The 13,462-nt window shown below is 61.7% G+C and carries 14 protein-coding genes and 1 tRNA gene; 6 read left to right on the forward strand and 9 right to left on the reverse strand.

Translation table 11 applies throughout. The features are described 5' to 3' along the window. From EOC06_RS19550 to EOC06_RS19565, 4 genes are all read left to right on the forward strand, one after another. Window positions 1-723, forward strand: a 723-nt coding sequence (locus EOC06_RS19550) for an ATP-binding cassette domain-containing protein (RefSeq protein WP_128308551.1), incomplete at its 5' end; no start/stop codon positions are given. Beyond that, window positions 720-1,850: an ABC transporter permease gene (locus tag EOC06_RS19555; RefSeq protein WP_128308552.1), complete on the forward strand. Its 1,131-nt coding sequence runs from the start codon at window positions 720-722 to the stop codon at window positions 1,848-1,850. The genes EOC06_RS19550 and EOC06_RS19555, both read left to right, overlap by 4 nt. Beyond that, window positions 1,850-2,770: an ABC transporter permease gene (locus EOC06_RS19560; RefSeq protein WP_127268999.1), complete on the forward strand. Its 921-nt coding sequence runs from the start codon at window positions 1,850-1,852 to the stop codon at window positions 2,768-2,770. Before EOC06_RS19555 ends, EOC06_RS19560 begins: the two co-directional genes overlap by 1 nt. A 50-nt stretch (window positions 2,771-2,820) precedes the next feature. Then, window positions 2,821-3,888 carry a BMP family ABC transporter substrate-binding protein gene (locus EOC06_RS19565; protein WP_128308553.1) on the forward strand — a complete coding sequence of 356 codons (1,068 nt, stop codon included), beginning with the start codon at window positions 2,821-2,823 and terminating at the stop codon, window positions 3,886-3,888. A gap of 45 nt (window positions 3,889-3,933) precedes the next feature. Here EOC06_RS19565 and EOC06_RS19570 read toward each other — a convergent pair whose 3' ends face one another. The 7 genes from EOC06_RS19570 to EOC06_RS19600 form a co-directional block, all read right to left on the reverse strand. Further along, window positions 3,934-5,040, reverse strand: a complete 1,107-nt coding sequence (locus EOC06_RS19570) for an acyltransferase (protein WP_128308554.1) — start codon at window positions 5,038-5,040, stop codon at window positions 3,934-3,936. Window positions 5,041-5,138: 98 nt separating this feature from the next. Beyond that, window positions 5,139-6,452 (reverse strand): 30S ribosomal protein S12 methylthiotransferase RimO, encoded by a 1,314-nt coding sequence (gene rimO, locus EOC06_RS19575; RefSeq protein ID WP_127380321.1) that lies wholly within the window; start codon window positions 6,450-6,452, stop codon window positions 5,139-5,141. A gap of 136 nt (window positions 6,453-6,588) precedes the next feature. Continuing rightward, complete coding sequence (locus EOC06_RS19580; protein ID WP_127271063.1) at window positions 6,589-7,251, reverse strand: TerC family protein; 663 nt, start codon at window positions 7,249-7,251, stop codon at window positions 6,589-6,591. A gap of 180 nt (window positions 7,252-7,431) precedes the next feature. After that, a complete protein-coding gene (locus EOC06_RS19585) occupies window positions 7,432-7,839 on the reverse strand; it encodes a DUF930 domain-containing protein (RefSeq protein ID WP_164898659.1) in 408 nt (135 codons plus the stop codon). A gap of 56 nt (window positions 7,840-7,895) precedes the next feature. Further along, on the reverse strand, window positions 7,896-8,594 hold the full coding sequence (locus tag EOC06_RS19590; protein WP_128308556.1) for a DUF2161 domain-containing phosphodiesterase: 699 nt from the start codon (window positions 8,592-8,594) through the stop codon (window positions 7,896-7,898). A gap of 101 nt (window positions 8,595-8,695) precedes the next feature. After that, entirely contained in the window at window positions 8,696-9,493 is a 798-nt protein-coding gene (locus EOC06_RS19595; RefSeq protein WP_128308557.1) for a sterol desaturase family protein, read from the reverse strand. A gap of 187 nt (window positions 9,494-9,680) precedes the next feature. After that, on the reverse strand, window positions 9,681-10,574 hold the full coding sequence (locus EOC06_RS19600; protein ID WP_127328986.1) for a LysR family transcriptional regulator: 894 nt from the start codon (window positions 10,572-10,574) through the stop codon (window positions 9,681-9,683). 151 nt (window positions 10,575-10,725) lie between these two features. Between EOC06_RS19600 and EOC06_RS19605 the strand changes: the two genes are divergently transcribed. After that, complete coding sequence (locus EOC06_RS19605) at window positions 10,726-11,379, forward strand: hydrolase (RefSeq protein WP_127268278.1); 654 nt, start codon at window positions 10,726-10,728, stop codon at window positions 11,377-11,379. Window positions 11,380-11,810: 431 nt separating this feature from the next. Here EOC06_RS19605 and EOC06_RS19610 read toward each other — a convergent pair. Together EOC06_RS19610 and EOC06_RS19615 are read right to left on the reverse strand one after the other, a co-directional pair. Continuing rightward, a tRNA-Ser gene (locus EOC06_RS19610) sits at window positions 11,811-11,900 on the reverse strand. A gap of 467 nt (window positions 11,901-12,367) precedes the next feature. Further along, window positions 12,368-12,709: a hypothetical protein gene (locus EOC06_RS19615; protein ID WP_236383389.1), complete on the reverse strand. Its 342-nt coding sequence runs from the start codon at window positions 12,707-12,709 to the stop codon at window positions 12,368-12,370. 372 nt (window positions 12,710-13,081) lie between these two features. Between EOC06_RS19615 and EOC06_RS19620 the strand changes: the two genes are divergently transcribed. Next, a partial coding sequence (locus EOC06_RS19620) for a septal ring lytic transglycosylase RlpA family protein (protein ID WP_368773594.1) occupies window positions 13,082-13,462 on the forward strand: 381 nt, incomplete at its 3' end.

A 13,462-nucleotide genomic window follows, 5' to 3' on the forward strand; every position in this document is an offset into this window, starting at 1 on the left:
AGCCTGAACGTCCGGGCGGGCGAGGTGATCGGCATCGCCGGCGTCGCCGGCAACGGCCAGGGCGAGTTCTTCGAATCCGTCTCAGGCGAAGTGCCGCAGCAGGATGCATCCTCGGTGCGCATTCGCGGCAAGGACGCAGGTGGCCTCACCATCACCGGGCGCCGACTGCTGGGCGCTGCCTTCGTGCCGGAGGAGCGCCTCGGCCACGGTGCGGCACCGCGCATGAAGCTTTCCGAAAACCTGCTGCTGTCGCGCCATGCCACCGACGGCAAGGCGTTCGTCGGTTCCGGCGGGATGATGAAGAGCGGTGCCATCCAAGCCGCGTCCCAACGCATCATCGAGGCGATGGATGTGCGCAAGAGTGCGCCGGATCCGGAGGCCGCGGCCCTTTCGGGCGGCAATCTGCAGAAATTCATCGTCGGCCGTGAACTCGACCGCCGGCCAAGCGTCATGGTGGTGAACCAGCCGACCTGGGGCGTGGATGCGGGCGCTGCCGCTCATATCCGCCAGGCCTTGATCGAGTTGTCGCGCAGCGGATCGGCGGTGCTGGTGATCAGCCAGGATCTCGACGAGCTGTTCGAGATATCGGATGCGATCGCGGTCATGCACAATGGCGAGCTGTCGAAGCCTATGCCGATCGCCGAGGCAACCTTCGAAAAGGTAGGTTTGCTGATGGGCGGCGCCGAACCAGGCCACGCCGAACACTCGCTGGAGACGGCATGATGCGCCTCGAACTCGTCAAACGCCCGCAGCGTTCCATACTGTTTTCGGCCCTGTCGCCGTTCATCGCCTTCGCGCTGACCATCATTGCCGGCGCCGTCATGTTCGCGCTGCTCGGCGTCAATCCGCTGACCGCGTTCAATATCTATTTCATCGAGCCGATCAGCCAGGTCTGGCAGCTGCATGAGCTGGCGATCAAGGCAGCGCCGCTCATCCTGATCGCCGTCGGCCTGTCGGTCTGCTACAAGGCCAACATCTGGAACATCGGCGCCGAAGGCCAGTTCATCCTCGGCGGCATTGCCGGTTCGATGGTTCCCGTGCTGTTTCCGCAGTTCGAAGGTCCGCTGGTGCTGCCGCTGATGCTGTTGCTCGGCATGGTCGGCGGCGCGGCCTATGCCGCGATCCCGGCTCTGCTCAAGACTCGCTTCGGCACCAACGAAATCCTGACCAGCCTGATGCTGGTCTACGTCGCGCAGCTCTTCCTTGATTGGCTGGTGCGCGGACCCTGGCGCGATCCGCAGGGCCATGGTTTCCCGCAGACCATCCAGTTCAACGATTCGGCCGTGTTGCCGGAGCTGATGCCGGATGCCGGGCGAGCAAACTGGGGTTTTGTCTTCGCATTGGTCGCCGCGGTGCTGGTCTGGATCCTGATGAGCCGCATGCTGAAAGGTTTTGAGGTGCGCGTGCTGGGCTCAAGCCCGCGGGCAGGGCGCTTCGCCGGCTTCGGCCTCAACCGCATGGTCTTTTTTGCTTTCCTGCTGTCAGGCGCTCTGGCGGGTCTCGCCGGCATCTCCGAGGTCTCGGGCGCCATCGGGCAACTGCAGCCTGTCATTTCGCCCGGCTATGGCTTCACCGCCATCATCGTGGCTTTCCTTGGCCGCCTCAACCCGCTCGGCATCGTTGCCGCCGGTCTGGTGCTGGCGCTGACCTATCTCGGCGGCGAAGCGGTGCAGAGCGCGCTCGGCATCTCCGACAAGGTGGCGCGGGTGTTCCAGGGCATGCTGCTGTTCTTCGTGCTCGGCTGCGACACGCTCATCCACTACCGCATTCGCCTGGTCGGCCTGGCGCTGACCAAGCCGGAAGGTGCCGCGAAACTCGAAGCCGCGCCAAAGTTGAAGGAAGCCCGTTGATGGACATCACCGTAAACATCCTTCTGACCATCGCCACGGCGGCAACGCCCCTGTTGATCGCGGCAATCGGCGAACTGGTGGTCGAGCGCTCCGGCGTGCTCAATCTCGGCGTCGAGGGCATGATGATCATGGGCGCTGTCGGCGGATTCGGCGCGACCTATCTCACCGGCTCGCCCTGGATCGGCCTTTTGGCGGCAATCGCCATGGGCGCGGTGTTCTCGCTGCTGTTTGCCGTCATGACGCTGTCGCTGGCCACCAACCAGGTGGCGACCGGCCTGTCGCTGACGCTGCTCGGCCTTGGCCTGTCCGGCATGATGGGCACCAGCTTTGTCGGCCAACCCGGCGAAAGGCTGCCCAACCTCTACATTCCCGGTCTGACGGAAATGCCTGTCGTCGGCAGGCTGCTGTTCGGTCAGGACCCGATCTTCTACATTTCGATCGCGCTCACCGCGGCCGTCATGTGGTTCCTGTTCAAGACAAGGACCGGACTGACGCTGCGCTCGATCGGCGACAGCCACACCTCGGCCCATGCGCTTGGCATCCAGGTCATCCGCTATCGCTATCTCGCGGTGATCTTCGGCGGCGCCTGTGCCGGGCTTGCCGGCGGCCATCTGTCGCTGGTCTACACGCCGCAATGGGTCGAGAACATGAGCGCCGGCCGCGGCTGGATCGCGCTGGCGCTGGTGGTGTTCGCCTCCTGGCGGCCATGGCGGGTGCTGGCCGGCGCCTACATCTTCGGCGCGGTGTGGATCGGCCAGCTTCATGCACAGGCTTTTGGTATTCCAGTGCCTTCACAGTTCCTTTCTTCGCTGCCCTATCTGGCAACCATCGTGGTTCTCGTTCTAATCTCGCGCAACAAGCGTCTGACGATGATGAACACGCCGGCTTCCTTGGGGCAGCCATTCGTTCCGGATCGTTGACAATAAAAACAAACGGGAAGCTCCAAGGCTTAACTCAGAGAGGTAACACAATGAAAAAACTGCTTATTGCCCTGATGACCACGACCGCCGCCATGTCGCTGGCAGTGACGGCGGAAGCTGCGGACAAGCTGAAGGCATGCTGGGTCTACACCGGCCCGATCGGCGACTTCGGCTACTCCTACCAGCACGACCAGGGCCGTCTCGATGTGAAGAAGGCGCTCGGTGACAAGGTCGAAACAGCCTATCTCGAAAACGTCTCGGAAGGTCCCGACGCCGACCGCGCTTTCGAGCGCCTGGCGCGCGAAGGCTGCAAGCTCATCTTCGGCACCTCCTTCGGCTTCATGGACCCGGAAGTGAAGGTCGCCAAGAAATTCCCCAAGGTGATGTTCGAGCACGCCACCGGCTACAAGACCGCTGACAATCTCGGCATCTACAATGCGCGTTTCTACGAAGGCCGCTACGTGCTCGGCCAGATCGCCGCCAAGGAATCGAAGGCCGGCGTTGCCGGCTACATCGTTTCCTTCCCGATTCCCGAAGTGGTGATGGGCATCAACTCCTTCATGCTCGGCGCACAGTCGATTAACCCGAACTTCAAAGCCAAGATCGTCTGGGTGAATTCCTGGTTCGATCCGGGCAAGGAAGCCGACGCCGCCAAGGCGCTGTTCGACCAGGGTGCCGACATCATCGTCCAGCACACCGATTCGACCGCTGCCCTGCAAGTGGCCGAGGAGCGGGGCCTGAAGGGCTTTGGGCAGTCATCGGACATGATCAAGTTCGCGCCCAAGGCGCAGCTGACTTCGCTCACCGATGATTGGGGTCCCTATTACATCAGCCGGGTCCAGGCAGCCCTCGACGGTACCTGGAAGCCGGGCAATGTCTGGCTCGGCATCAAGGACGGCGCCGTCAAGCTCGCCCCTTATACCAACATGCCCGACGACGTGAAGGCGATGGCCGAAGCCACCGAAAAGAAGATCTCCGACGGCTGGAATCCCTTCACCGGGCCGATCGCCAAGCAGGACGGCACGCCATGGCTGAAGGATGGCGAAGTCGCCGACGACGGCACGCTGCTCGGCATGAATTTTTATGTGAAGGGCGTCGACGACAAGCTGCCGAAATAACCAGCGCGAGACATGAGACGGAGGGGCGCCGCAAGGCGCCCTTCTTCATTCGGCGGGCTGTGCGCCGGCAGAGGGGCGATGAAACCGCGTTCGTCCGGCATCGACCACACGGCCGAGCCAGAACCTGAGCAACCGCTGTACCGGTCGTTCGCAGGTGCGCCAGATCGCCCACGAAATGAAAAGCATGAGCACGATGCAACCAAGGGCGGCAATCCATTTGCCGACAAGGGGCGTTGCCGCATTGATGGCGAGATAGCCGATCTCCTGATGCAGCAGATAGAGCGGATAGGTCAGCCCGCCCAGCGCCAGGGTGAGCGCCGATGCCCTCACACGGTGGCGCAGCAGCACCGCGCCGATCAGAGCCGCGTGCATGACGGCGTTGGCGAGGACAAGATTGGCCGAGGAGACGGCGATGCCGTAGTGGCCAAGCATCCAGCGCTGCGTCACCGACAGCGTTCCGCAGGAGATCAGGAACGCGGCGGCGAGCAGCAGCAGGGCCGGCACAGAACGGCCATGCGAATGGATGTGGTGGACCAGCACGCCGGCGGCGAAGAACGGGCCGAACTCGGTGAGGAACAGCAGCCTGGCTCCGCCGCTGCCGATGAAGAACTCGTTCAAGGCCGAGATTGCCAGCCAGATGAAGATCAGCTCCAGCTTGCGTTTCTGGAAGAGCCCGGTGAACAGGGCCAGCGTGATCCATCCGTAGAACACCAGTTCAAGCACGATCGACCAGTAGACGCCGTCCATGAAGGGTTGGCCGAAGGCCGGCGCGAACATCGACAGGTTGGCGACATACTGGCTGAAAGAGGCTGGAAGCAACGGTGTGCCGGCAAGGGTGAGAACTGCGAAGGTGATCGTCATGCAGAACAGAAAACCCGGATAGAGGCGAACGAACCGCGCGATCGCAAACTGATCCCAGCTCCGGTTTTCCGCCGACCAGGCAATGACGAAACCGCTGATCAGGAAGAACAGATTGACGCCGAGATAGCCGTAGAGGGCGAACGGTGCGGCAAGCGGATAGCCCTGCGCGAGGTAGCCTTCGGCGGCCGCGCCGCGAAAGAAATAGTGAAAGAACACGACAGCAAGTGCTGCCGCCAGCCTGAGCAAATCCAGCGTCGCGATGTAATTTTGTTCCGCAGATCTGGTGTTCATCCGCATTCCCCCGCATCTCCGGTCCGCAAACCATAGAGCGGATCGCGGCTGAGCGGGTTAAAAGGCTGAACTATCGCCAGATGTAGTAAATACGGCCCTCAGACCGCCGAACCATAAAGGTCATAGGCGTCGGCGCGGTCGATCTTGACGGTGACGATATCGCCCTGGCGCAAAGGGCGGCGCGACTGGATATGCACCGAGCCATCGATCTCGGGCGCGTCGTATTTGGTGCGGCCCTTTGCCGACGTGCCATGCGCCTCGTCGATCAGCACCGGCAGGCGCTTGCCGACCTTCTTGGCCAGCTGCGTTGCCGAAATCTTCTGCTGGCGCTGCATGAAACGGTGCCAACGCGCCTCCTTGATCTCTTGGGGAACCTGTTCGAGACCGAGATCGTTGGAGCGGGCGCCGCGGACCGGCTCGTATTTGAAGCAGCCGGCGCGATCGATCTTGGCCTCGTCGAGCCAGTCTAGCAGCATCTCGAAATCGTCGTCCGTCTCGCCGGGGAAGCCGACGATGAAGGTGGAGCGAATGGCCAGATCCGGGCAGACCTCACGCCAGCCGCGAATGCGCTCGAGCGTCTTTTCGCCGTGTGCCGGCCGGCGCATGTTCTTCAATACCTGCGGCGAAGCGTGCTGGAAGGGGATATCCAGGTAAGGAAGGATCTTGCCCTCTGCCATCAGCGGGATGACGTCGGCGACATGCGGGTAGGGGTAGACATAGTGCATGCGCACCCAGATGCCCAGCTTGCCCAGTTCCTCGGACAGATCGAGGAATTTTGCGCGCACCTCACGGTCGCCGAACATCGACGTCTGATACTTGATGTCGATGCCGTAGGCGCTGGTGTCCTGTGAGATCACCAGAAGTTCCTTGACCCCAGCCTTGGCCAGTTTCTCGGCCTCGCGCAGCACATCGGCCGCCGGCCGCGAGACGAGGTCGCCACGCAGTGCCGGAATGATGCAAAAGGTACAGCGGTTGTTGCAGCCTTCGGAAATTTTCAGATAGGCGTAGTGGCGCGGCGTCAGCTTGACACCCTGCGGCGGCAAAAGATCGACATAAGGGTCGTGCGAAGGCGGCGCGGCCTCATGCACGGCAGCCATCACGCTCTCATAGGCCTGCGGCCCGGTGATCGCCAGCACATTGGGGTGCTTTTCGCGAATGACGTCCGGCTCTGCGCCCAGGCAACCGGTGACGATCACCCGGCCGTTTTCCGAAAGCGCGGAGCCGATGGCGTTGAGCGACTCGTCGCGAGCGGAATCGAGAAAGCCGCAAGTGTTGACGACGACAAGGTCGGCGCCGTCATGCTTGCGGGCGATTTCGTAACCTTCGGCGCGCAGGCGCGTGATGATGCGCTCCGAATCCACAAGGGCCTTCGGGCATCCAAGACTGACAAAACTCACGCGTGGAGCGGACATAGAGCGTTTCCGGGCTTTTCAGGATTGCCGGCGCAGTACCACACTTATTGCGGCATTGGTATGGGCACGCCCGCGATGCGGCAAAACGCACGGCGGTCTTGCTTCCACGGCGTGAAGATGCCGATGTCCGCCAGCCTCAGCCGACCGCACCGTTTACATGCGGCCAAACCTCCACCGCGCCACGATAGATCATGTCCACAGCCACATAGAAAATGATCAGCAGGCCGACATAGGCAATCCAGCGGTGGCGATGCAGCAGCTTGGCAATGAAAGTCGCGGCCAGCCCCATTAGGGCGATCGACAGCACCAGGCCGATGATCAGCACCGGAAAATGATCACGCGCCGCTCCAGCCACCGCCAACACGTTGTCGAGCGACATCGACACATCGGCGACGACAATCTGCAAGGCAGCCTGGCCAAGCGTCTTGCGCTTCGTCTTGCCGGCGACCGCCTGGTCGTTGTTGAGGTCCGAATTCGACAGTGCCTCGGTCGCTTCCAGTTCATCGGCATGCGACGTACGCAACTCGCGATACATCTTCCAGCAGACCCACAGCAGCAGGATGCCGCCGGCGAGCAGCAGGCCGACGATCGCCAGCAGCTTGACGGTAATTGCGGCAAACCCGATGCGCAGCACCGTTGCCGCCACCACGCCGAGAAGAATCGCCTTCTTGCGTTGTTCGGCTGGCAGGCCGGCCGCGGCGAGGCCGATGACGATCGCATTGTCGCCAGCCAGCACGAGGTCGATGGCGATGACCTGGAGCAGGGCGGTCAGACTGGCAGCGCTGAAAAAAATGTCCATCGACAGGAAGCCCTTGCTGATTTTGCCGAGTGTTCGTCGATTATCCAGAGGCCCTAACTTGGTGGTCCCCTGGCGTCAAGGGATCACGCGTGGCTGCATCACCGAAGCAGCGTTGCGTCAAACCGGATCAGGCTTTGCGGCACTCACCGACAGCCGGGCAAAACCACGGCCGATCGCAAATCAATCGTAGAGATTGTACTTTGCCCAGTCGGCTTCTGGAATCTCGTCCCCGATCCGGTAACGGAGCTGCAGAACTTCCATATGGTCCGGCGCGGTCTGGCACTTGAATTTCAGCCGGTACCACTGCCCCTTGCTGCGAAACGCAGCACCCGAGCTCTTGATTGCATCGGCGCCCATCTCGGGCGTGGCGAAGGCGTAGGCGACGACGCGATCGGCTTTGAATTTGCGATCGTCATGGGTGATGCGGTCGAGCACTTCGGCGTCGCAACGCTGTTCAAGACGGGTTTGGGGATCGAGTTTCATCAGACCGGCGCGCAATGCACTGTCCATTGCGCTGGCTGGAAAACTCAGTGTCACTGACGCCAAGGCGGTCATGCAGAGCTTCTTCATGGGCGGGACAACCAACATATTTTGTCGGAGAAATCAACCGAGCGAACCGCCTCGGACGCCGCGGGAATCTTCAATCATATGGCCGGTGCGTTCAAAATTGCGTGTCGGGATTCGTCGTGCGATGCCTGCGGCCAACGGACCAAAGACGCACGGCCGGCATCGGTGAGACCGTAAAGGCCGCGGTCGACGCGCGCGAACCAGCCATAGACATTGTGCTGCAGGATTTTCGGCGCGATCGGCGTCACCGCCTTCAGATCTCGCGGCCGCCTGGGTCCGTCCACCATGGCGGCAGCGCAGGCGAGGGCGCTTTGGCGATAGGCCGTCATGATCGGATTGCGCGATCCTCCTCCGGCAACCGGATCGCCGCGGCGGCGCTGGTGCTCGTCGACCAGACGAGAGCGCCGGCGGGCATTCTTGCGCGGCGCCAGCGCGATCGGGCTGAGAAGCACCTCGACCCGGTCCGTCGCGGTCACACCGAGCAGGCCGAAGCCAAGACGGCGGCAGAGATTGCGGAACCTGGCGTCGCTTTCGCGGCCCTTGCCGCGGGCCGACATGCGCGCGGCCAGCCACACCTCGTCGCAGGCCGCCGCGCGATCGACACCTTGCAGCACCAGTTCGAGATTGAACTGCAGCTTCAACTCGCAGATGACGACAACCGGCGGCTCCCCCTCGCGCAACGCAACGACATCGCAGCCGCCGATCTCGCCTTTGACGACGAAGTCGAGGCTTTCGAGGAACCGCTTCACCGGCGCATAGAGTGAGGTTTCGTTCATGCTCAAGGTTTAGCCGATTCGACGCGAAAAGCCTTCCCGGGGTTCGGCGTTCCACGGCCCGAAAGCGGATCGGGGTGGATACCGCACCGTCGGGCCATCTGTCAGGCTTCGGTGTTCGGCACTGCCCGGTTCGGCAGCTTCCTGCGGCGCAGGAGGGGATAGCCGATCTGACCGAAATAGGTGGAGGGGATCGGATCGTCGACGCCGTACTTTTCCGGCACCTTGTCGCCGGTGGGATTGTAGGTGCCGAACAGCATGTCGAGGAAAGGCAACTGCCCGGCGAAGTTCTTGTCATAGGCTTCGCGCTGGTTGGCATGGTGCCAGCGATGGAACTGCGGGCTGGCGATCAGCCACTTCAAAGGGCCGAACGGAATCCGCACGTTTGAATGCACAAGCAGCGTGTGTCCAAGGTAGATGGTCGAAAAGACGGCGATCGAGGCTTCCGAGAAGCCGAGGAAAAAGATCGGCGTCAGCGATATCGCCTTTGTGACGATGGCGTCGACGGGGTGATTGTGGAAGGCCCCGAGCCAGTCGAGTTCCTCAATGCCGTGGTGAACGGCATGGAACTTCCAAAGCGCGGGGATTTTGTGGAAGGCCCGATGTGTCCAGTAGACGCCGATATCGGTAATCACGATGATTTCGGCAACCTGCAGCCAGACGGGCTGGCCGCTGACGGCCTGCGTTATCGCCGGCGGGACAAGGAGCGCAGCGGCACCGAGCGCGCCTGCCGCCATCATGACGATGGCCAGCTTTATGATGAAGCCGTTGAACAGCAGATAAATCAGATCGACAGCAAACCCCTTGCGGAAAATCTTCTGCGGCCGCTCGGCAAACAGATGTTCGAACGGAATGAAGGTCAGCGCGCAGATCAACAGTGCCTTGATGCCAAAGATATCCATCGATTCGCCTCTGCTGCCGGCGCGCCGCCTGCTCCCTCGAGAAGAAACACATCTCCCTTTCCAAAGGCTAAAGGCTCTGTAAGGGCGCTGACGCACGGAACGTGCAAGCAATGTCGCCGAACGCAACGGCTCGGAGCAATGGGACCGTCGAACGCGGTTCTTTGACACGGCTCGAACCGTTCGTGTCCTAGCCGTCAAGACCCCAAAGATCCGGGTTGCGTTTGAAATACTCAATCAGCATCTCGGTGAGGACGCGCACTTTCCGCGTAGGATGCTGCCCCGGCGGGCGTACGACATACGCAGCTCCCGGAGGTACCGGATAGCGTGTCATGATCGGGACCAGCGCGCCGGAGGCCACATGTTCATGTGTAATGCAATCGGGGAGCCAGGCGATGCCGAGACCCGCCGCCGCCGCCGCGGCAAGCGCCGTGGCGCTGTCGGCCTTGAATCTTCCCTGCGGCTGGACCGTAACAATCTTGCCGCCATCCATGAACTGCCAGGCTTCCGTTCCCTGCATGAGGGCCTGATGGGTGACGAGTTCGTCCGGAGTCTCGGGTGACGCGTGCGCTTTGATGTAGTCCGGGCTCGCGACAAGCTTTCCATGGATAGGCCCGACGCGCTTCGCGATCAGGTTGGAGTCCTGAAGGTAGGCGCCCCGGATCGCGCAATCGAAACCCTCTGCGATGAGATCGACGAAGCGATCGCTGTATGAAGTATGGATGTGAAGATTCGGGTGCAGACGCGCCATTTCCGCGAGCACGGGGGCAAAATGGGTCGCGCCGAAAGTAAGCGGCATGGCAACCCTCAGGCGGCCGCGTAGCTCACCGGTGGGGAAGATCGCTTCCCTGGCCGTATCAATCTCGGCGCTGGCTCGGGCCGCATGATCTCTGAAAGTAATTCCCGCCTCCGTGAGCGCGGCGCCGCGGGTCGTTCGTGCAAGAAGCTGGACGCCAAGCTCCGCCTCAACCCGAAAGAGCCGCCGACTGACGATCGACTTGGAGACGCCGAGTCGGCGGGCGGCGGCCGATACGCCCCCGGCATCGGCCACTACGACGAATGTCTGCAGATCTTCGATGTCCAATCGGCGTTCCTCGTTTCGCGACACAGCTTGCCTGAATATGGCACTATCGCATCATTAAAAGGAACAGCAAATTGCGTTTCGGCAACGTCGCCCGCTGGCGCATGTCTCCCGAAAACCCATGCCGTCCAGACGGCAGAGAAAGGAAGTCTTGATGACCCCTCGTAACGGCCTTGCTTCGCTTCTTCGTCCCGCAGATTCGGTCCTCGTCCTGATCGACCACCAGCCCTATCAGCTGGCCAATCTGAACAGCCACGACCCACACATGGTGGTCAACAACACGACCGCGCTGGCGAAGCTAGCAAAAGCCTTCGGTGTTCCGACCATTCTCACCAGCGTGATTGCGGCGCGCGGAGGACTTCTCTTCAAGCAGATCACCGACGTATTTCCGGACCAGGAAGTCATCGATCGCACCTGGGTGAACACCTGGCAGGACGAGAATGTGGTGAACGTCGTCAAGGCGACCGGCCGCAAGCAGCTGATCATCGCCGGCCTGTGGACCGAGGTCTGCGTCGCAATGCCTGTGATCCAGGCCGCCGGCGAAGGCTGGGACGTGACCGTGATCACCGACGCGTCGGGCGGGATTTCGAGGGAGTCTCACGAAGTTGCCATCCAGCGAATGATCGCGGCCGGCGCGAACGTGATGACCGTGATGGCGCTCACTGGCGAATGGCAACGCGATTGGGCGCGCACCGAGCATGTCGAGGAGCTGACCGAGATTCTCATTCAGCACTTCGGCGGCAGCGGCATCGCGTACCTCTGGGAACAGCAGCTGCTCAACACGCCGGTGCCGAGCGCCGCGGGCTGATCTGGGCGGAGGTGACGAAAGCTGGAGCGATCCAGCGCCAACAGGCTGGCTGCTTATCGAGCCGCGTCATCCCACTCCACAAGACGGCCGCCCATGCCCGAATGCAGGGGCGGCCGGTGTCATCAACGATCACTTCCTCCAGCCATTGACCGCAACTGCAGCCGGCGCAGCCTGACTATCTATCGCCTCATTCAAAGGACCATGGAGATGTTCGGCGGAGCGCTCCCGAGAGGAAATAACAGTCATCCATCCGAACTTCAAAGTGAGCCTGACGCAACCGGGCGCTCTGATCGAGACGATGACTCGCAGTTCGGATATATCGACTGGAACAGAGGACCTTGCATCCAATCGACAACCCGTCAAGCACGCGGTTGTCATCATGTCTTAGGTACAAACTGCTACCCATGTCTCCGGAACGGACCTTCGACGTCTGGCGGAGGAAGTGGGATTCGAACCCACGGTGAGCTTGCACCCACGCCGGTTTTCAAGACCGGTGCCTTAAACCGCTCGGCCATTCCTCCATCGTAATTCTTCAACCACTTGGGTAGCGCGAGGCCAGCTCGTTTGGCCTGTTGGCACCGGATTGGCACCGAAGGCGCTCCCGGCTGGTTCACGCCTCATTCCTGTAAAGCGGCATTGAGGGCTGCGTCAACCACCGCTGCGTCGGTTCCTGCTTTCCTGGGCAGACTCTGAGCGTGTCGGGATCGAGCACCGGGACTAGCGCGGTCCAATGGTGCATGAAGAAGAGAGCCCGCCGCGGGCGTTGCCCGAGATGTGAGGCGCTGCAGTGCTTGCATGCAGGGGGCCAGGCAAGGGCGCAATCCGGCTATCGACCGGAACCCATCAAGCAACCGGGCGGACGGGTTAATCCCCACAGGGCCAACCTCTTGGGACGGCTGCGGTATTTCCCCAAAAATTTAGTTCGCCAAGGGAACAGCTGCTGGTGAGGAAGGCCGAAGCTGCAATTTGGCTCCGGCCTGAGCTGTCCTCAGTCTTTGCAGCTTTCATCGGCCTTTGCCGCCGCGGCCTTATCACCATGCTGCTGCGCCTCAATGTCCTGCTGCGAGGTTGCGAGATTCTTGTCGCCGCCGCCTTCAGCGCCCGCCAATGGCATTGTGGCGCCATCCTTGGCGGTTGGCTTGCCCGCGCTGTCCGTGGCTTTCGGGGCCTCTAAGGGCGCGTGAGTTCCATCTTTCGAAATGCCGGCGGTCTGCTCGGCATCCGTCCCGGCATTGGAAGCCGACTTGTCCGGGCATGCGGCGATCGCAGACCCGGCAGAAAGTGACATTGCGATCGCGATTGTCAATGAAGCCATTTTCATCATGCTCATCCTTCTGTTCGAGTGCCCTGCGGATGAAACTAGCGGCGCATTTCTTTGTTCCGGACTGTCGGTCCGCTGCCCGACAAAGCCTGTCAACGGGCAGGTATCGCCGGCAGGAGCGAAGCCAGGCTCTCTGTGGCAGAGGGCATCACATCTCTCGCGTGGAAGCGCGAAAATCGTTACTTTTCAGAGGGCTCTCGTGGTGGAGACGCCACAATCTTGCCCGGTTGCAGCCACAATCGGTTAATACCGTGATAAGCAATTCCTGCGCACAAAGGATCGGGGTTCAAAGGCGTCGTTGGTATTGGTCGGGTGAGTGTTTCGGCTTCTTCGACGGTTGGATACGACGTCTAGGTCAAGACTGAAGGGGACATCAGGAAAATGCAGGCTGTGACGCAACCGCGTCTTCGTCGCGCTGCTACAGTCGCGTTGTTCGCCATGTCGGCCGCCTTGCTGGCGGCTTGTGCGTCGCAGCCCGAGCCGAAAGCGATGGTCTACAAGAAGACCCGCTCCAAGGAATATTTCGCCGAATCCGAATATGGCGTGAAGGCAAGCCCGCGTGTGATCTCGCAGAATGGGCGCATCCAACGTGGCGGCGGCAGGGATCAGCTCGGCAAACCCTATCAGGTCCGCGGCAAGTGGTATTACCCGAAGGAAGACAAGCGCTACGCCAAGGTCGGCCTGGCCTCCTGGTATGGCGACGCCTTCCATGGCCGGCTTACCGCCAATGGCGAAGTCTACGACATGACCCACCTGACCGCA

This window comes from Mesorhizobium sp. M7A.F.Ca.MR.362.00.0.0, from assembly GCF_004023175.1.
In the GTDB taxonomy this organism is placed as follows: Bacteria; Pseudomonadota; Alphaproteobacteria; order Rhizobiales; family Rhizobiaceae; genus Mesorhizobium.

Bases quoted from the DNA above. Each gene is read 5' to 3' on its own strand.
- EOC06_RS19560 (WP_127268999.1), top strand. From the start codon at position 1,850: ATGGACATCACCGTAAACATCCTTCTGACCATCGCCACGGCGGCAACG.
- EOC06_RS19585 (WP_164898659.1), bottom strand. From the start codon at position 7,839: ATGTTGGTTGTCCCGCCCATGAAGAAGCTCTGCATGACCGCCTTGGCG.
- rimO (WP_127380321.1), bottom strand. From the start codon at position 6,452: ATGTCCGCTCCACGCGTGAGTTTTGTCAGTCTTGGATGCCCGAAGGCC.
- EOC06_RS19580 (WP_127271063.1), bottom strand. From the start codon at position 7,251: ATGGACATTTTTTTCAGCGCTGCCAGTCTGACCGCCCTGCTCCAGGTC.
- EOC06_RS19615 (WP_236383389.1), bottom strand. From the start codon at position 12,709: ATGAGCATGATGAAAATGGCTTCATTGACAATCGCGATCGCAATGTCA.
- EOC06_RS19605 (WP_127268278.1), top strand. From the start codon at position 10,726: ATGACCCCTCGTAACGGCCTTGCTTCGCTTCTTCGTCCCGCAGATTCG.
- EOC06_RS19555 (WP_128308552.1), top strand. From the start codon at position 720: ATGATGCGCCTCGAACTCGTCAAACGCCCGCAGCGTTCCATACTGTTT.
- EOC06_RS19595 (WP_128308557.1), bottom strand. From the start codon at position 9,493: ATGGATATCTTTGGCATCAAGGCACTGTTGATCTGCGCGCTGACCTTC.
- EOC06_RS19590 (WP_128308556.1), bottom strand. From the start codon at position 8,594: ATGAACGAAACCTCACTCTATGCGCCGGTGAAGCGGTTCCTCGAAAGC.
- EOC06_RS19565 (WP_128308553.1), top strand. From the start codon at position 2,821: ATGAAAAAACTGCTTATTGCCCTGATGACCACGACCGCCGCCATGTCG.
- EOC06_RS19570 (WP_128308554.1), bottom strand. From the start codon at position 5,040: ATGAACACCAGATCTGCGGAACAAAATTACATCGCGACGCTGGATTTG.